This window comes from Streptomyces sp. NPDC043680 (genome assembly GCF_056436685.1).
The window spans coordinates 120,090-137,931 of sequence record NZ_JBWKCE010000011.1; the positions used below are offsets into that span (position 1 = coordinate 120,090).

At 73.1% G+C, this 17,842-nt stretch carries 17 protein-coding genes; 7 read left to right on the forward strand and 10 right to left on the reverse strand.

The window, feature by feature from the left end:
- Positions 1-10: 10 nt before the first annotated feature.
- Positions 11-1,210, forward strand: a complete 1,200-nt coding sequence (locus tag AC0666_RS22540; RefSeq protein WP_478708174.1) for a hypothetical protein — start codon at positions 11-13, stop codon at positions 1,208-1,210.
- A 209-nt stretch (positions 1,211-1,419) separates the two neighbouring features.
- Here AC0666_RS22540 and argH read toward each other — a convergent pair whose 3' ends face one another.
- Together argH and AC0666_RS22550 are read right to left on the reverse strand one after the other, a co-directional pair.
- Complete coding sequence (gene argH / locus AC0666_RS22545; RefSeq protein ID WP_468583756.1) at positions 1,420-2,847, reverse strand: argininosuccinate lyase; 1,428 nt, start codon at positions 2,845-2,847, stop codon at positions 1,420-1,422.
- An 85-nt stretch (positions 2,848-2,932) separates the two neighbouring features.
- On the reverse strand, positions 2,933-4,126 hold the full coding sequence (locus AC0666_RS22550) for an argininosuccinate synthase (protein WP_468583757.1): 1,194 nt from the start codon (positions 4,124-4,126) through the stop codon (positions 2,933-2,935).
- A gap of 163 nt (positions 4,127-4,289) precedes the next feature.
- Between AC0666_RS22550 and AC0666_RS22555 the strand changes: the two genes are divergently transcribed.
- From AC0666_RS22555 to AC0666_RS22565, 3 genes are read left to right on the forward strand one after another with little or no spacing between them, the layout of a single operon-like run.
- The gene (locus AC0666_RS22555; protein WP_478708175.1) at positions 4,290-5,738 is read left to right on the forward strand and encodes a hypothetical protein; all 1,449 of its coding nucleotides are present in this window, start codon (positions 4,290-4,292) and stop codon (positions 5,736-5,738) included.
- 43 nt (positions 5,739-5,781) lie between these two features.
- The gene (locus AC0666_RS22560; protein ID WP_468583760.1) at positions 5,782-6,363 is read left to right on the forward strand and encodes a pyridoxamine 5'-phosphate oxidase family protein; all 582 of its coding nucleotides are present in this window, start codon (positions 5,782-5,784) and stop codon (positions 6,361-6,363) included.
- Between the two features lie 6 nt (positions 6,364-6,369).
- Entirely contained in the window at positions 6,370-7,056 is a 687-nt protein-coding gene (locus AC0666_RS22565) for a L,D-transpeptidase family protein (protein ID WP_478708196.1), read from the forward strand.
- Between the two features lies 1 nt (position 7,057).
- Here AC0666_RS22565 and AC0666_RS22570 read toward each other — a convergent pair whose 3' ends face one another.
- From AC0666_RS22570 to argC, 5 genes are read right to left on the reverse strand one after another with little or no spacing between them, the layout of a single operon-like run.
- Positions 7,058-7,621 carry an arginine repressor gene (locus tag AC0666_RS22570; RefSeq protein ID WP_468583761.1) on the reverse strand — a complete coding sequence of 188 codons (564 nt, stop codon included), beginning with the start codon at positions 7,619-7,621 and terminating at the stop codon, positions 7,058-7,060.
- Positions 7,622-7,628: 7 nt separating this feature from the next.
- Positions 7,629-8,828, reverse strand: a complete 1,200-nt coding sequence (locus AC0666_RS22575) for an acetylornithine transaminase (protein ID WP_478708176.1) — start codon at positions 8,826-8,828, stop codon at positions 7,629-7,631.
- The gene (gene argB, locus AC0666_RS22580) at positions 8,825-9,763 is read right to left on the reverse strand and encodes an acetylglutamate kinase (protein ID WP_468583764.1); all 939 of its coding nucleotides are present in this window, start codon (positions 9,761-9,763) and stop codon (positions 8,825-8,827) included. Before argB ends, AC0666_RS22575 begins: the two co-directional genes overlap by 4 nt.
- Entirely contained in the window at positions 9,760-10,917 is a 1,158-nt protein-coding gene (gene argJ / locus AC0666_RS22585; protein ID WP_468970692.1) for a bifunctional glutamate N-acetyltransferase/amino-acid acetyltransferase ArgJ, read from the reverse strand. Before argJ ends, argB begins: the two co-directional genes overlap by 4 nt.
- A complete protein-coding gene (argC, locus tag AC0666_RS22590) occupies positions 10,914-11,942 on the reverse strand; it encodes an N-acetyl-gamma-glutamyl-phosphate reductase (protein WP_468970690.1) in 1,029 nt (342 codons plus the stop codon). Before argC ends, argJ begins: the two co-directional genes overlap by 4 nt.
- 389 nt (positions 11,943-12,331) lie before the next feature.
- Here argC and AC0666_RS22595 point away from each other — a divergent pair, with 389 nt between their 5' ends.
- The gene (locus AC0666_RS22595; RefSeq protein ID WP_478708177.1) at positions 12,332-13,327 is read left to right on the forward strand and encodes an ArsR/SmtB family transcription factor; all 996 of its coding nucleotides are present in this window, start codon (positions 12,332-12,334) and stop codon (positions 13,325-13,327) included.
- A gap of 119 nt (positions 13,328-13,446) precedes the next feature.
- Positions 13,447-13,893 (forward strand): peptidase inhibitor family I36 protein, encoded by a 447-nt coding sequence (locus tag AC0666_RS22600; RefSeq protein ID WP_468970684.1) that lies wholly within the window; start codon positions 13,447-13,449, stop codon positions 13,891-13,893.
- Positions 13,894-13,945: 52 nt separating this feature from the next.
- Here the strand turns inward: AC0666_RS22600 and AC0666_RS22605 are convergent, their stop codons facing one another.
- From AC0666_RS22605 to AC0666_RS22615, 3 genes are all read right to left on the reverse strand, one after another.
- Complete coding sequence (locus AC0666_RS22605; protein WP_468583776.1) at positions 13,946-14,692, reverse strand: N-acetyltransferase; 747 nt, start codon at positions 14,690-14,692, stop codon at positions 13,946-13,948.
- A 62-nt stretch (positions 14,693-14,754) separates the two neighbouring features.
- Positions 14,755-15,330 carry a histidine phosphatase family protein gene (locus AC0666_RS22610; RefSeq protein ID WP_468970681.1) on the reverse strand — a complete coding sequence of 192 codons (576 nt, stop codon included), beginning with the start codon at positions 15,328-15,330 and terminating at the stop codon, positions 14,755-14,757.
- 31 nt (positions 15,331-15,361) lie between these two features.
- Positions 15,362-16,885 carry an aminotransferase-like domain-containing protein gene (locus AC0666_RS22615; RefSeq protein ID WP_478708178.1) on the reverse strand — a complete coding sequence of 508 codons (1,524 nt, stop codon included), beginning with the start codon at positions 16,883-16,885 and terminating at the stop codon, positions 15,362-15,364.
- Here AC0666_RS22615 and AC0666_RS22620 point away from each other — a divergent pair.
- Positions 16,884-17,840 (forward strand): DMT family transporter, encoded by a 957-nt coding sequence (locus AC0666_RS22620; protein WP_468970675.1) that lies wholly within the window; start codon positions 16,884-16,886, stop codon positions 17,838-17,840. The genes AC0666_RS22615 and AC0666_RS22620 overlap by 2 nt on opposite strands.
- The last annotated feature ends 2 nt before the right edge of the window (positions 17,841-17,842 follow it).

The window sequence follows — 17,842 nt, forward strand, 5'->3', positions numbered from 1 at the left end:
AAAGCGACCCATGCGCATCCAGCGGATCCTCGCCACTACCGCCGCCCTCACCTGCCTCGCCGTGCTGCCCGCGTGCAAGGGAGGTGGCGGCCAAGCAGCACCTCCGGGCACACCCGCCTCCTCCGCCTCCTCGGCCTCCGCCGGAGCGGACGGGGGCGCAGCCTCCGATGGCCCGCTCGTCAAGGCGCAGCAGTACATGCGCGAATGGGCCGGGTGCGAGAACCTCAGCTCCAAGGCCGACGACCCGAGGATCCCGAGCGGCGACTTCCCGAAGGTCGGGCAGTGGTCGGTGACGGAGATGGGCGTCTGCAGCACCACGGCCGACAAGAGCGACATCGTCATCGCCGTCCCCAAGGACATGAAGGAGTTCCAGGCGGGCTACAAGCAGTACGTCATGGACAAGATCGCCGGTGGCGACGGGGCGTACGGGCTCTCCAGCAACGTCCTCATCGGCAAGGGCTTCGTCGCCTTCCCCACCCTGCCGAAGACCTCCATGGCCCTGGTGCGCTCCGAGATGCGCGTCCTGACCTGCAACCCGACCGCCCCCGTGCCCAAGGGCTACAAGCGGGAGAAGGCGCTGGTCGAGTACTGCAACCTCAGCGATTTCGTCCCCGCCGAGGACGGCTCCGGCAGCCCGAACTTCGAGACCCAGCAGAAGGGACCGGACGGCAAGCCCGGCCAGCCGGCCACCGGCAGTCTCGGACTCGCGCGCGCGGGCAGCATCGCCGAGCTCCGCACGCTCGTGAACAACAGCCCCCTGGCCTGCAAGGAGCACTTCTCCACCGACCCCGAGGCGGTGGCGATCGAGTCCATCGACTACCAGCCGGTGGTCAAGGGCAACGCACTGGACTGGGGCGTGACCGGTCGCGCGCTGTGCGGCCAGCCGGCGGGTGAGCGGCGCGCCCACGACCTGAGCTGGCTCGACACCGTCGGCGACATGAAGAAGCTCCAGACGAAGGCGAAGGCCGCCCAGCAGGCCGACCTGAAGGACGACGGCAGGCTGAGGGCGACCGCCAGCAAGCTGCTCGTCGGCGAGAACGTCGCCGTGGAGACCAACAACGCCTCGGCCCGGTTCGTCCTGTACCAGCTCCAGTTCCTGTACCTGAACTGCGTGCCCGGCTTCTCGGCCCCCACCGGGTACCGGCTGGAGAAGGCCCAGGTGGAGGGCTGCGTCCTGACCAACTACGAGCCGGAGCACCCGGTGCGCTGAACGCGCGTAAGCGGGGGCGGGTGTGGGCCCGGGCGCGGACACGACGGAGGGGCGGCCGGAGCACAGGGCTCCGGCCGCCCCTCCGGGCATCCCGCGGCGTGCGGACGTACAGGGCCCGGGGAGCCCTGGGGGCTACGGGCGTGCGGGCCGCAAGGCCGCCGGGGTATGTGGGGTACGGGGGTCGGGGGATGCGGGGGCCGCCGTACGGGCTACTGCTTGTGCGCGGCCCAGGCGTGCTGGATCACCAGGTCCGCCTTCAGTTCGGTGAGCTGGGTCGCGACCGCCGACGGGGCTGTGCCGCCGCGGCCGTTGCGGGAGGCCAGCGCGCCGGGGACGTTGAGGACCGTGCGCACCTCGGGCGTCAGGTGCTCCGAGATCTTGGCGAACTGCTCGTCGGTGAGCTCGTCCAGCTCGATGCCGAGCGCCTCGCACTCCTTGACGCACTCGCCGGCCACCTCGTGCGCCACCCGGAACGGCACACCCTGCTTGACCAGCCACTCGGCGATGTCCGTGGCGAGGGAGAACCCGGCCGGGGCCAGCTCTTCCATCCGCTCCCGGTTGACCGTCAGCGTGGCCATCATGCCGGTGAAGGCGGGCAGCAGGACTTCGAGGGTGTCGCAGGAGTCGAAGACGGGCTCCTTGTCCTCCTGGAGGTCCCGGTTGTAGGCGAGCGGCAGGGCCTTGAGGGTGGCGAGGAGGCCGGTCAGGTTGCCGATCAGGCGGCCCGACTTGCCGCGCGCCAGCTCCGCGATGTCCGGGTTCTTCTTCTGCGGCATGATCGACGAGCCGGTGGAGAAGGCGTCGTGCAGGGTCACGAAGGAGAACTCCTTCGTGTTCCAGATGATGATCTCCTCCGCGATCCTGGACAGATTGATCCCGATCATCGCGGTGATGAACGCGAACTCGGCGACGAAGTCGCGCGAGGCCGTGCCGTCGATCGAGTTGCCGACCGAGCCCCGCTCGAAGCCCAGCTCCGCCGCGACCGCCTCCGGGTCCAGCCCCAGCGAGGATCCGGCCAGCGCGCCCGAACCGTACGGGGACACCGCCGTCCGGGTGTCCCACTGGCGCAGCCGCTCCGCGTCCCGCGACAGGGACTGCACGTGGGCGAGCACGTGGTGCGCGAAGAGCACCGGCTGCGCGTGCTGGAGGTGGGTGCGCCCCGGCATGGCCACGTCGGCGTGCGTCTCCGCGAGGCCGACCAGTGCGTCCTGCAGGTCGGCGACCAGGCCGCCGATGATCCGGGCGTGATCGCGCAGGTACATCCGGAAGAGGGTGGCCACCTGGTCGTTGCGGGACCGGCCGGCCCGCAGTTTGCCGCCGAGGTCGGCGCCGAGCCGCTCCAGCAGGCCTCGCTCCAGGGCGGTGTGGACGTCCTCGTCGGCGATGGTGCCGGTGAAGGAGCCGTCGGCCACATCGGCTTCGAGCCGGTCCAGGCCCGCGATCATACGGTCGAGTTCGTCGTCCGTGAGCAGGCCCGCCTTGGCGAGCACGCGCGCGTGGGCGCGGGAGCCGGCGATGTCGTACGGCGCGAGGCGCCAGTCGAAGTGGACCGACGCGGAAAGCTTCGCGAGGGCCTCGGCCGGGCCGTCGGCGAACCGGCCGCCCCAGAGCCGGACGTCACCGTTGTTGCTGCTCACAGCTACTGCTCCTCAAGAGTGGGGGTGTACGACGGCCTCCCCGCGCGGAGGTAACGGGGAGGCCGTCTGCGTACTGCGTGACGACTCAGGCGAGGTCGCGGCGCGCGGCGATCTTCGCGGACAGACCGAAGATCTCGATGAAGCCCTGGGCCTTGGACTGGTCGAAGGTGTCGCCCGAGTCGTAGGTCGCCAGGTTGAAGTCGTACAGCGACTCGTCGGACTTGCGGCCGGTGACGACGGCGCGGCCGCCGTGCAGGGTCATCCGGATGTCGCCGGTGACGTGCTGGTTGGCCTCGTTGATGAAGCCGTCCAGGGCGCGCTTGAGCGGGGAGAACCACAGGCCGTCGTAGACCATCTCGCCCCAGCGCTGCTCGACCTGCCGCTTGTAGCGGGCCAGCTCGCGCTCGACGGTGACGTTCTCCAGCTCCTGGTGGGCGGTGATCAGCGCGATCGCGCCCGGGGCCTCGTAGACCTCACGGGACTTGATGCCGACGAGGCGGTCCTCGACCATGTCGATCCGGCCGATGCCCTGGGCTCCGGCCCGCTCGTTGAGCTGCTGGATCGCCTGGAGCACGGAGACGGGCTTGCCGTCGATGGCCACCGGGACGCCCGCCTTGAAGGAGATGACGACCTCGTCGGCCTCCCGCGGGACGGCCGGGTTCGAGGTGTACTCGTAGATGTCCTCGATCGGCGCGTTCCAGATGTCCTCCAGGAAGCCCGTCTCGACGGCCCGGCCGAAGACGTTCTGGTCGATGGAGTACGGGGACTTCTTGGTGGTCGCGATCGGGAGGTTCTTCTCCTCGCAGAAGGCGATGGCCTTGTCGCGGGTCATGGCGTAGTCGCGGACCGGGGCGATGCACTTGAGGTCCGGGGCCAGGGCGACGATGCCGGCCTCGAAGCGGACCTGGTCGTTGCCCTTGCCGGTGCAGCCGTGGGCGACGGTCGTGGCGCCGTGCTTCTTGGCGGCGGCGACCAGGTGCTTGACGATGGTCGGCCGGGAGAGCGCCGAGACCAGCGGGTAGCGGTCCATGTAGAGGGCGTTCGCCTTGATCGCCGGGAGGCAGTACTCGTTGGCGAACTCGTCCTTGGCGTCCGCGACCTCGGCCTCGACGGCACCGCAGTCGAGCGCGCGCTTGCGGATGACGTCCAGGTCCTCGCCGCCCTGGCCGACGTCCACGGCAACGGCGATGACCTCGGCGCCCGTCTCCTCGGCGATCCAGCCGATGGCGACGGAGGTGTCCAGGCCGCCCGAGTAGGCGAGTACGACGCGCTCGGTCACGGGTTTCTCCTTACAGTGCATTCAACGACAGGCATAACTATGCACTACTCCGTATGTTTCGTCAATCGAGCCTCGGCCACCTCCTCCGACCTGCGGAATCCGCGAGCGGCGCGACCATGCAGCTGCCTACGATCGGGGACCGGCAACGGAGGGGGAGGCCATCGTGGGCAGCGAACCGCGGCGACAGCGGGAGACGGGGCGCGCGTACGCCGGGCGGCTCGTCGGCGCGACGGATGCGAAGGATGCGACCGAGGCGGCAGAGGCGACCGACGGCTGCGCGGCGGCCGTGTCCGACGGGGACGCGCTCTTCGCGTCGGACCTGCCGGAGGCGTGGATCGAGTTCGACCACGAGGTGCGGCGGATCCACCGGCGCTCGTACACGGCCCCCCGCAGCAATCGGTTGGAGGTGCGCCTGTGCCACCCCGACGGGCGGATCCGGGCCGCCGCGCTGACCGCTCCGCGGCCGCCGCTGGCCCTCGTGGCGATCCGGTGCACCGACTGGGCCCCGCCGGTACGCGAGCGGGCGCGGGAGGTGATGGCCGGGGCACTGGCCGACGCCCCCGGGCCCGTCCTGACCACCCTGACGGGCCTTGTGCTGCGGCTGGGCCGCCGGGAGCACGGCGGATGGGCGCTGGAGCGCATCGAGGCCGGGCTGCGCCGCGACCCGTCCGCACTCGCCGTGCTGCGCGACAGCGCGGACCTGCCGACCCGGCGGTTCGCCGCCCGGCTCACCCTCGATAGGGGGCTCTTCGGCGTACGGGAGCTCGCCCGGCGGGCTGCCGGTGAGCGGGACCCGGCGGCGGCCCGGCTGTGGACCGACGGCGCGCTGCGGGCCATGGCCGCCGACGGGCCGGACGGGACCGCGGTCGACGCCCTGCTCGGGGCGCACCTGCCGATGGTCCGGGCCGGCGGGGTGACGGCCCTGCGGGGGGCCGGCCGGGCTGCAGAGGCCGTGGACCACCTGGCCGACCGCTCCGGGCTGGTGCGGGCCTGTGCGCGGTGGCTGCTGCGGCAGGACGGCGGTCATCCGTACGCCGACTACCGCGAGCTGGTCTCGGACCCGGCGCGGGTGGGCCCGTACGCGGTGGCCGGACTCTCCGAATGCGGCGGCCGCGCGGATATGCCCGCGCTGCGCGCCCTGCTGGACCATCCCTGCGACGCGGTCCGCGCCGCGGCGCTCGCCGGGATCCGGCGCCTTGACGCCACGCTGGAGGACGCGCTGCTGCTCGGGCTGCTGGACGACCCGTCACCGTCGGTGGCCCGGGAGGCCTCCCGGAGCCTGCGGCCGGTGGCCGGGCGGTTGGACACGGCCCGGCTGGCCGCGCGGATCGCGGTGGAGCGGCCCGTGCACGTGCGCCGCGCCGCGTTCCACCTGCTGCGCGCGCAGGGCGGGATCGGCGGGCTGCGTGCCTCGGTGGCCCTGCTCGGGGACGCGGACCCGGCCCTGCGGCAGCTCGCTGAAGCCACCGTCCGCGGCTGGGATTGGCAGCTCACCCTCTTCGAGGGGCAGAGCACCGCGGCAGAACTGGACCTGCTGCTCGGGCAGTCCGCGTACCTCTTCACCGACTACGAACACCGGCTGCGCCGCGGTCGTCTGGGGCTCACGGGCTGACACCGCCCGATCCATCCGGCCGTCCCCGACGGATAATCGGTCCATGGGAAAACTCCACGACCGCATAGACGGCCGCCTGCGCACGTTCATCGAGGCGCAGCCGGTCTTCTTCACCGCGACCGCCCCGCTCGCCGGTGACGGCCACGTCAACCTGTCCCCCAAAGGCCGCTCGGGCACCCTCGTCGTCATCGACGAGCAGACCCTCGCCTACCTCGACTTCGGCGGCAGCGGCGCCGAGACCATCGCCCACGTCCGGGAGAACGGCCGGATCACCCTCATGTGGTGCGCCTTCAGCGGACCGCCGAACATCGTGCGCATCCACGGCGAGGGTGAGGCGGTCTTCCGCGACGACCCGCGCTGGGGCGAGCTGATCGGCCTGTTCGGGGCCGCCGACGGGCCCTCGGCGCGGGCGATCATCGTCGTGCACGCCCGCCGCATCTCCGACGTCTGCGGGTACGCCGTCCCCTTGATGGAGTACCAGGGCGAGCGCACCCTCCACGCCGAGTACTTCGGCCGCAAGACCGACGAGGAGTTCGCGCAGTACTGCGAGAAGAAGGAATTCATCGAGACGAGCCTCGACGGCCTGCCTGCACTTCCTCTGCCCCTTCCTCCGCGTACCGTCTGACATGTGCTGCGTACCGCTCTCGTCACCGGCTCACTGATCGTCACCAGCCTGCTCCCCCACGGCTCCCCGTCGCTGCCCGCCCGTCTCGCCGACACGGGCGGCGGCAGCCAGCTCATCACGGCCGTCGCACCCGCCCCCGGATCGACCACGGGGCGGGTGACGTGGTGGGACCTGCGGGCGGGCCGCTGGTACGAGGAGGGCAGCGCGGAAGCCCGCTTCGGCGCGAACGGCCTGACGGAGGGCCGGACCCGGGTCCAGGGCACGAACACCACGCCGACCGGCCTGTACGAGCTCCCGTACGCCTTCGGCATCACCCGCGCCCCGGCGGGGACCGAGTACCCCTACCGGCGGGCGACGCAGCAGTCCTGGTGGTGCCAGGACAACGCCTCGGGCAGCTACAACCGCTGGGTGGAGCCCCTGCCTGCGGACTGCGCGCCGGGCGAGGCGGAGCACCTGGTCGCGTACGAGAAGCAGTACGCGCACGCGCTGGTCATCGGCTTCAACTACGACCGCCCGGTGCACGGCCGCGGCGCGGGCATCTTCCTGCACGTCAACGGCAAGGGCGCCACGGCCGGTTGCGTCTCGGTCCCGGAGCGGGCGATGCGCGAGATCCTCCGCTGGGCCAACCCCCGCCGCCACCCCCACATCGCGATCGGCACCGATGCGGGGCCGCTGGCCGTCACCCGGTACTGAGTCAGCCTTCCTTCTGGGCCAGGCGCAGGAGGTGGTCCGCGAGGGCCTGGCCGCCCGCCGGGTCGCGGCTGATCAGCATCAGGGTGTCGTCGCCCGCGATCGTGCCGAGGATGGCGTGGAGCTCCGCCTGGTCGATCGCCGAGGCGAGGAACTGCGCGGCGCCCGGCGGGGTGCGCAGGACCACGAGGTTCGCGGAGGCCTCCGCCGAGATCAGCAGTTCCCCGGAGAGGCGCCGCATCCGCTCCTCCTTCGCCGACTCGCCCAGCGGGGCCTGCGGGGTGCGGAAACCGCCCTCGCTGGGCACCGCGTAGATGAGCTCACCGCCGGTGTTGCGAATCTTCACCGCGCCCAGCTCGTCGAGGTCGCGGGAGAGCGTCGCCTGGGTGACGCTCAGTCCGTCGTCGGCGAGCAGCTTGGCCAGCTGGCTCTGGGAGCGCACCGGCTGCCGGTTGAGGATGTCCACGATCCGGCGGTGGCGGGCGGTACGGGTCTGGGGGACGGAAGGCCCTCCCCCGGACTCCGTCAGGGGGGACCCCCACTGCTCGTTGTCCTGCGCCTGGCTCATCGTCGTCTCATTCCCCGGTTCGTCCGTCCCCGTTGGCTGCGTCGAGGATGCCCGGCAGCGCCTGGACGAACGCGTCCGCCTCGGCCTCGGTCAGGACGTACGGGGGCATGAGCCGTACGACGTCGGGGGCGGGCGCGTTGACCAGGAATCCGGCATCCTGGGCCGCCTGCTGCACCTGCGGTGCGAGCGGCTTGGTCAGCACGATACCCAGGAGGAGGCCCTCTCCACGGACATGGGAGACGAGCGGGTGGCCGGCGCCCTCGATTCCCGAGCGCAGCCGCTCCCCGCGGGCCTTGACCTGGTCGAGCAGTCCCTCCGCGGCGATGGTGTCGATCACCGCGAGGCCGGCGGCGCAGGCGATCGGGTTGCCGCCGAAGGTGGTGCCGTGCTGGCCGGGCTGCAAGAGCTGTGCGGCCGGTCCGAAGGCGGCCACGGCGCCGATCGGCAGACCGCCGCCCAGACCCTTTGCAAGGGTGACGAGATCGGGCTCGACGCTCTCGTGGGCCTGGTGCTCGAACCAGTGGCCGCACCGGCCGATGCCGGTCTGCACCTCGTCGAGGACGAGCAGGGTGCCGGTGGCCCGGGTGATCTCGCGGGCGGCCGTCAGGTATCCGGCGGGCGGTACGACGACGCCGTTCTCGCCCTGGATCGGCTCGATGACGACGAGCGCGGTCTCCTCGGTGACGGCGGCCCGCAGCGCCTCGACGTCACCGTACGGGACGTGCGTGACATCGCCGGGCAGCGGCCGGAACGGGTCCTGCTTCTTGGGCTGGCCGGTGAGGGCGAGGGCGCCCATGGTCCGCCCGTGGAAGCCGCCGTCGGTGGCGACCATGTGGGTCCGCCCGGTCAGCCGGCCGATCTTGAAGGCGGCCTCGACGGCCTCCGTGCCGGAGTTGCAGAAGAAAATCCGGCCGGGACGCCCGAAGAGCTGGAGCAGCCGTTCGCCCAGTGCGATGACCGGCTCGGAGGCGTAGAGGTTGGAGACGTGGCCGAGGGTGGTGATCTGCCCGGTCACCGCCGCGACGATCGCGGGGTGGGCGTGGCCGAGGGCGTTGACGGCGATCCCGCCGACGAAGTCGGTGTACTGCTTGCCGTCGGCGTCCCAGACCTGGGCGCCTTCGCCGCGTACGAGTGCCAGCGCGGGCGTGCCGTAGTTGTCGGTCAGCGCGCCCTGCCAGCGGGCTGCGTACTCCTGGTTGCCGGTCACTCGCCGTCCCCTCCCTGTGCGTCGGGCACGACCATCGTGCCGATTCCCTCGTCGGTGAAGATCTCCAGCAGGATCGAGTGCGGAACCCGCCCGTCGATCACGCGGGCCGTGCTCACCCCGCCGCGGACGGCGTGCAGGCAGCCCTCCATCTTGGGCACCATCCCGCTGGACAGCTCGGGCAGCAGCTTCTCCAGCTCGCTGACCGTGAGGCGGCTGATGACCTCGTCGCTGAGCGGCCAGTCCGCGTACAGGCCCTCCACGTCGGTGAGGACCATCAGCGTCTCGGCGCCCAGGGCGGCGGCGAGGGCCGCGGCCGCCGTGTCGGCGTTGACGTTGTAGACGTGGTGGTCGTCGGCGCTGCGGGCGATGGAGGAGATGACCGGGATCCGGCCGTCGGCGAGCAGCGCCTCGATCGCGCCGGTGTCGATGGCGGTGATCTCGCCGACCCGCCCGATGTCGACGGGCTCGCCGTCGATCTCCGGGGTGTGCCGGGTGGCGGTGATGGTGTGGGCGTCCTCGCCGGTCAGGCCGACGGCAAGGGGCCCGTGCTGGTTCAGCAGCCCGACCAGCTCGCGCTGGACCTGGCCTGCCAGGACCATCCGTACGACGTCCATGGCCTCCGGGGTGGTGACGCGCAGGCCCGCCTTGAACTCGCTGACCAGGCCCTGCTTGTCGAGCTGGGCGTTGATCTGGGGGCCGCCGCCGTGCACCACGACGGGCCGCAGGCCGGCCTGGCGCAGGAAGACCACGTCTTGGGCGAAGGCCGCCTTGAGGTCCTCGTCGACCATGGCGTTGCCGCCGAACTTGATGACGACGATCTTGCCGTTGTGCCGGGTGAGCCAGGGCAGGGCCTCGATGAGGATCTGCGCCTTGGGCAGGGCGGTGTGCTTGCGCGTGGTTCCGGCGCCGGGCTGGCCGGCCTTGTCGTTGCTCATGAGGAGTAGGCGCTGTTCTCGTGGACGTACTCGGCGGTGAGGTCGTTGGCCCAGATGACGGCGGACTCGCCGCCGGTGGCCAGGTCGGCGGTGATGCGGACCTCGCGGTCCTTCATCGAGACCAGGTCGCGGTCCTCGCCGACGCTGCCGTTCTTGCAGACCCAGACCCCGTTGATGGCGACGTTGAGGCGGTCCGGGTCGAAGGCGGCCTTGGTGGTTCCGATGGCGGAGAGCACCCGGCCCCAGTTCGGGTCCTCGCCGTGGATGGCGCACTTGAGCAGGTTGTTGCGGGCGATGGAGCGGCCGACCTCGACGGCGTCCTCCTCGCTGGCCGCGCCGATGACCTCGATCCGGATGTCCTTGCTGGCGCCCTCGGCGTCGCCGATCAGCTGGCGGGCCAGGTCGTCGCAGACGGTCCGCACGGCCTCGGCGAAGACCTCGTACTCCGGCGCCTGGCCGGAGGCGCCGGAGGCGAGCAGCAGCACCGTGTCGTTGGTGGACATGCAGCCGTCGGAGTCGACGCGGTCGAAGGTGGTGCGGGTCGCGGCGCGCAGCGCCCGGTCGAGGGTGGCGTGGTCCAGGTCGGCGTCGGTGGTGAGCACGACGAGCATGGTGGCCAGGCCCGGCGCGAGCATGCCCGCGCCCTTGGCCATGCCGCCGACGGTCCAGCCGTCCCGCGTCACGGCGGCCGTCTTGTGCACGGTGTCGGTGGTCTTGATCGCGATGGCGGCGGCCTCGCCGCCGTCGGCGGTGAGCGCGGCGGCCGCGGTCCCGATGCCCGGCAGCAGCTTGTCCATGGGGAGCAGGACGCCGATCAGGCCGGTGGAGGCGACGGCGACCTCGCCCGCGTTGTGCTCGCCGCCCAAGACCTCTGCCACCTTCTCGGCGGTGGCGTGGGTGTCCTGGAAGCCCTTGGGCCCGGTGCAGGCGTTGGCGCCGCCGGAGTTCAGGACGACCGCGCTGACGGTGCCGCCCCGCAGGACCTGCTCGGACCAGAGCACGGGCGCGGCCTTGACGCGGTTGGAGGTGAAGACGCCCGCGGCTGCCAGCCGCGGCCCGTTGTTGACCACCAGGGCCAGGTCCGGGTTGCCGTTCTCCTTGATCCCGGCCGCGATGCCCGCGGCCGTGAATCCCTGTGCTGCCGTGACGCTCACGGTGCGACTCCGATCGTGGAAAGACCCAGGCTCTCCGGGAGCCCCAGGGCGAGGTTCATGCTCTGCACCGCGCCGCCGGCGGTGCCCTTGGTGAGGTTGTCGATGGCGCTGATCGCGATGATCCGCTGCGCGGACTCGTCGTACGCGACCTGGATCTGAACGGCGTTGGAACCCTGGACGGAGGCGGTGGCCGGCCACTGGCCCTCCGGGAGGAGGTGGACGAAGGGCTCGTCCGCGTACGCCTTCTCGTACGCCGCCCGGACCGCCTCGGCGGTGGTGCCGGGCAGGGCCTTGGCGGAGCAGGTGGCGAGGATGCCGCGGGACATGGGCACGAGGGTCGGCGTGAAGGAGACGCTGACCCGCTGTCCGGCGAGCGGGGAGAGGTTCTGCACCATCTCGGGGGTGTGCCGGTGGCCGCCGCCCACGCCGTAGGGGCTCACCGATCCCATGACCTCGGAGCCGAGCAGGTGCGGCTTGAGGGCCTTGCCGGCGCCGGAGGTGCCGGTGGCGGCGACGATCACGGCCTCCGGCTCGGCGAACTGCGCGGCATAGGCCGGGTACAGCGCGAGCGAGACGGCGGTGGGGAAGCAGCCGGGGACGGCGATGCGCTTGGTCCCCTCCAGCGCCGCGCGGGCGCCGGGCAGCTCGGGGAGTCCGTAGGGCCAGGTGCCGGCGTGCGGGGCGCCGTAGAAGCGGTCCCAGTCGGCGGAGTCCTTCAGCCGGTGGTCGGCGCCCATGTCGACGACGAGCACCTCGTCGCCGAGCCGGGCGGCGACGGCGGCGGACTGCCCGTGCGGCAGCGCCAGGAACACGACGTCGTGCCCCGCGAGCACCTCGGGCGTGGTCTCCTCCAGGGTCCGGCCCGCGAGCGGGACCAGATGCGGCTGCAGCGAGCCCAGCAGCTGTCCGGCGTTCGAGTTCGCCGTCAGCGCGCCGATCTCCACCTCGGGGTGCGAGAGCAGCAGGCGCAGCACCTCGCCGCCCGCATACCCGCTCGCCCCGGCCACCGCTACACGAACCACCATCGGACCCTCCTCCTCGATGGCATGACTATACGTACCGCCGCACTTTTATGCAAAGGCTATGCAGTCCGCCCGGTCCGGCAGGTGTCCGGACCGGCGGCGGCGCGGGGCGACTCGGCGTCGAGAGATCTCCGCTCACCGACCGCGGGCCTTCGCGCGCCGGACGGTGCGCTCATCGTCACCCGTTCGGCGTAGAGCCGCCCACCGGCGACCGCTCGATTGGTCCACTCAGGTGAATCCAGGGCGTGAGCCGTGTGCAGGCGGCCGCAGAAGGGCCGGAAACGGCGTTGAAGGCCCGGCGGCGGCATCCGAGCATGGAGCTGTGCCCGTGAGAGCGGCTGCCGCGCGGCGCCGAGTCCGCCCGCGCCGCCGCACCGTGACGGGGGTCAGTGGTGTTGCGCATCCACTTCACCGCGGAGGATCTCGCCCGCACCCGGGTGGCCGGCACGATCGGGGCCGCGGCGGAGACGTACTACAGCCTGGAGATGCTGGGCAGGCGCTCCGGCGCCGTGCCGTTCCACCGGTGGCGCGGGGAGGTGACCGGGCGCCTGGCCCAGGACGCGGGGCCGCTCACCGCACTGCTCCCCGCCCGTGGGCCCGGGCTCGACCTGCTGGCGCTGGCCGGCGACTCGCCCGACATCGACCACGCCGTCGACGCGCTGCTGCGGGCGCCGCGGGCCCGTGTCCGCCGCGAGGTGGAGGCCGTCGCCTTCGACCCCGTCCACGCGGCCTGGGCGCGGAGCCTCGCCGAGGGGGACGGCGGGGCGCGGCGGCAGCTGGCGGCGGCCCTGGCGGCCTGCCACCGGGCGACCGTCGCGCCGTACTGGTCCGCCTGCCGGTCGCGCCTCGACGCGGTGCGCGCCCAGTACGCCCGGACCTTCCTCGACGGAGGCGTCGAGGGCCTGCTCGCCTCGCTGTGTCCGCCGCTGGTGCACTGGCGAGCGCCCGTGCTGGAGGTGCAGTATCCCCGTCCGGTCGAGGTCCACCTGGGCGGGCGAGGGCTCGTCCTGGCGCCGACCGTGTTCTCCTGGCGCCAGCTCAGCCTGCTGTACGACCCGTACGACGACGAATCCATGCCCCGGCTGACCGTACCGGCCGTGACCGGCCCCGAGACGGGCTCCGCACTGTGGCCCGGCCCCGGCCTTCCCGACGACGATCCCCTGGGCACTCTCCTGGGGCGCACGCGGGCCGCCGCACTGCGCATCGTCGCGGAAGGCGTCGGCACCACCGAACTCGCCCGCCGGCTCGGCGTCACCCCGGCGGCGGCCAGCCAGCACGCCAAGGCGCTGCGCGGCGCGGACCTCATCACCACCAGCCGCCGCGGAGGATCCGTGCTGCACGTCACGACCACCCTGGGCCGCGAACTGCTGGGCGGCACCACCTCTTGAGCCACCTCTTAAGCCACGGCTTAAGGCCATGGCCGCGGGCGCCCGGCCGACGCCAGCATTCCTGATGGCAGGGCCGCGGAAGACGGCCGTGCACGAGGCAAGAAGAAGAGGAGTACGGCATGACTGCTGCGACGAGGTCACCGAGTACGAAGTTCCGCCCGCGCCGCGCCCTGGAGCGTACGGCGGTGCTCCTGGGCGCCGCGGCGATCGCCTTCGCCACGGCCCAGGCTCCCGCACAGGCGAGTCCCGCCCAGTGCGGCGACAACCGCCTGTGCGCGTGGTCCGACGACAACTACGCCAGCATCTTCACCGCCTACACGGCCTCCGCGCCGGCCCTCGGCGGGGACAACGACCGGTTCGACTCGCTGTGGAACCGCAGCAGCGTCTCCTGGTACGTGTACGTCGACGCGTACTACGGAGGAGCCAAGTACTGCGTACGGCCGGGGTACTCCGTCTCGAAGCTGGGTGACTGGTTCGGCCTCCACGACAAGATCTCGTCGGTGAAGAAGCTGACCTCCTCGTCCTGCGGGACGGCGACTCCGATCGGTTCCTACAAGGGCTCGTAGGTCCCGTGGCGGGCCGCCACCCCGCCCGATCGCCCGACCGCCCGACCGCCCGTCACAGCCGGTGGCGGACCCAGACGTTCGGTTCCACGTAGACCGCGTAGCCCTGCTCCGGTTCGCAGCGGACCGGGGTCAGGGCGCCCGGGGCGTGGACCGGGCCCGGGGTGTCGAAGGGGAGGCCCGTCCACCCGCGCCACTCCGGGAGGGTGCCGGTGATCGTCATCGAGAAGGGCGCGATCGAGTCGATGACCCCGCCCGCGCGGACGTGGACGCGCAGCCACGGGTCGTACGGCAGGCCGTCCGCGCGGGTGCGGTACGCGTACTCGCGGATCGGGGTGTCCGGCTCGGCCGGCTTGCCGCTCGGGCGGACCGGGGCGACCACCTCGGTGAAGCCGCGGGCGCGGGCGTTCTCCCGCATCACGGACAGCATCCGCCCGGACAGGCCCTCGCCCTGCCGGCCGGCGGCGATGCTGATCTCGATGGCGCTGACGGTGTCGGGGGCGATCCCGCGCCGCAGGTCGGAGAAGGCCCACAGGAGGACCTGGTCCCAGCCCCGCGGGGGCAGCACCCCGTCGCGGCCCTTGGTGTGCTGCGCGAAGGGCACGCTGAACCCGCGGCCGATCACCTCGTCGCCGTCCGTCGCGACCAGGACGTACGGCGCCAGCTCCGTCACCATCCGCGGATACAGGAGCCAGCCGACCGGGTCGTGGCGGGAGAACTCCGGCCAGGAATCCTGCATGTCCCAGAGCCGGTCGGCCAGTTCGGGGCGCTCGGCGAGCGTGGTGATCCGTGGGTCGGTCATGCCCGCAGGCTAGGCCGGGGACCGGTACCGCCTCCACCGAATTGACGGGCCGGCCGGCGCACCTACGCGGGCGCCGGAAGCGACAGGTGCCAGCGGCCCGACCAGCCGGTCAGGGTGACCGTGGACAGCGGTCGGACGTCCACGCTCCAGTACGTCAGCGGGGCCGCCCTCAACGCGTACACCAGAGCGGCCCGCAGCACCGACGGCTCGGCCACCGCCACGATGGCCCCGCCGTCGTCCGCGGGCCGGCTGTCCAGCCAGCCGCCGATGCGGGAGATGAAGGCGAGCAGGGACTCCCCGCCATGCGGGGCGGCCAGGGGGTCGCTGAGCCAGAGGTCCACCGCCCCGGGCTCACGCTCCGCCACCTCGGCGAGCGTCAGCCCCCGCCAGCGGCCCATGTCGCACTCGCGCAGCGCGGGCTGCGCGAGCGGGGCGTAGCCGAGGGCCCGGCCCGTGGCCCGGCTGCGCGGGGTCGGCGAGCAGTAGCGCAGCTCGGCGGCGCCGAGGGGGACGAGGCCGTGGGCGGCGGACTCGACCGCGCGCCAGCCGGCCACGTCGAGTGGGCGGTCGTCGTCGAAGCGCTCGGCGAGCAGCGAGCAGCCACGGGCTGCGGCCACCAGCGAAACCCGAACATTCATGCGGCGATGGTGAGCCGCGGGCCGCATGCGGTCAAGCGTCTGGACCGAGGGCATTGCCAGGGGCATGGCCGAAGGTACGGCCCGAGGCGTCCCCGCGGGCGCTGCCGCGCACACCGGTGGCGTCGGCGAGCCCGTCACGCAGCCGCTGGACCGCCTCGTGCAGCTCCGCCGTGCCCGAGACCCCGGCGAAGCTGAGCCGGGCGTAGGCGCCCGGCGGCTCCGCGCAGAAGTACGGGCGGCCCGGCGCGACCGCGACGCCGGCGCGCAGGGCCGCCGCCGCGAAGGCCGCGTCGTCGCCCCCCGCGGCCACGCGTACCCACAACTGGTAGCCGCCCGAGGGCAGATGCGGCAGTTCCAGCTCGGGCAGCCCCCGCCGCAGTGAGCCCGCGAGCACGTCCCGCCGGTGGCGCAGCGCGGTGGCAACGGCCCGCAGGTGGCGGGGCCAGGCGGGCGCCCCGACCAGCTCCAGGGCGGCTTCCTGCAGGGGCCGGGGGACGAAGAAGCTGTCCACGACCTGGATGGCGCGCAGCCGCTCCAGCACCGGCCCGCGCGCGGCGAGCGCGCCCACGCGCAGGCTGGCCGAGGTGGCCTTGGTGAGGGAGCGGACGTGGACGACGACCCCGTCGGCGTCCTCGACGGCGAGGGTGGCCGGCAGCGGCCCTGAGTCCTCGTGGGCCAGGGAGCGGGCGTAGTCGTCCTCGACGACGAAGGCGCCGGCGGCCCGCGCGATCCGCAGGATCTCGGAGCGCCGCGCCGGGGCCAGCACCGCCCCGGTCGGGTTCTGGAAGAGCGGCTGGCATACGAAGACCCGCGCCCCCGTGGCCTCGAACGCGGCGGCCAGCAGCTCCGGCCGGACCCCCTCGGCGTCCATGGGTACGGGCACCGGCCGGCATCCGGAGGCGCGGGCGATGGCCAACAGGCCGGGGTAGGTCGGGGATTCGACGAGCACGGGCGCGCCCGGCGGGGCCAGCGCCCGCAGGGCGGTGGCCAGCGCGCTCTGCCCGCCGGCGGTGACCAAGACGTCGGCGGCGGTGAGGGTGCCCACCGGGCCGCCGATCTCGCGGGCGAACCAGGCGCGCAGCTCGGGCAGCCCCTCCAGGGGCGGCCGGCCCCACGCCCCGGGGCGCCGGCCGGCTCGGGCGAGCGCGGCGGCCATGGCCCGCTCGGGCTGGAGCGAGGGATGCAGGTAGCCGCCGTTGAGCTCGATCACCCCGGGCGGCGGTGCGGCCAGGGAGTTCAGCACCCCGGAGGCGTCCACGGCGCGCGGTATCACCTCGCCCCCGCCTTCGGCGCTGAGGGCGACCTCCTGCCAGGAGGTGTCGCCGGGTGCGTGCTCGGCCGTGCGCGGCGCCGCCCTGAACACCCCGGCGCCGGGCCGGGTGACGACGAGCCCCTCGGCGGCGAGCCGCGCGAGGGCCCGGGAGACGGTGACGGGGCTGACCCGGTAGCGCTCGACGAGGGCCCGGCTCGACGGGAGCTTTCCACCCACCGAGTAGCGGTCGAGCTCCGACCGTAGCTTCCCTGCCAGTTCCGCCACACTGCTACTCTCATGCATGACAGCACAGAATAGCGCTACCCGCTCCACCTCGATAGCGGTCGAGGCCCGCGGCGCCCGGCTCCGCGGTGCCCGACTGGGAACTGCCCGGCTCCGCGGTGCCCGGCTCGGAAGCGGTACCGCGCTCGCCTCGCTCGGCGTGATCGCCTTCTCCCTGACCTTCCCCTCCACCGCCTGGGGTCTGGAGAGCTTCGGCCCGTGGTCCTTCGTCGCCGTGCGCAGCGTGCTCGCGGCCGTCATCGCGGGCGGGTTCCTGCTCGCCGGGCGGGTTCCGCTGCCCGGCCGCGAGCACTGGGCGGGCCTGGCCGTCGTCGCCGGCGGGGTCGTGGTGGGCTTCCCGCTGCTCACCACCCTCGCACTCACCACCGCCACGACCTCGCACGCCGCCGTCGTGGTCGGCCTGCTTCCGCTCACGACCGCCACGCTCTCCGCGCTGCGTACCGGGGCCCGCCCCTCGCGCCGCTTCTGGGCCGCCGCCCTCGCTGGGGCCGCCGCCGTCCTCGGCTTCACCCTGACGCAGAGCGGCGGCGCCCTGTCCGCGGGCGACGGCTACCTCTTCGCGGCCCTGCTCGTCTGCGCGGCCGGCTACACCGAGGGCGGACGCCTGGCCCGCATCCTGCCCGGCTGGCAGGTGATCGGCTGGGCCCTGGTGCTGTGCCTGCCGCTCAGCCTGGCCGGCTCCGCGCTGGGACTGGCGTACGAGCCGGTGCACCTCACCGGCCACGGGCTGGCGGGCCTGCTCTGGGCGGCAGCCGGCTCGACCTTCCTCGGCCTCTACGTCTGGTACCGGGGCATGGCGGAGATCGGCGCCCCCAGGGCCAGCCAGCTGCAGCTCGCGCAGCCCCTGCTGACCCTGGTCTGGTCGGTGGCCCTGCTCGGGGAACACCTCTCGCCGGCAGCCCCCGCCGCCGCCTGCGCCGTGCTCGTCTGCATCGCCGTCACCCAGCGGGCTTAATC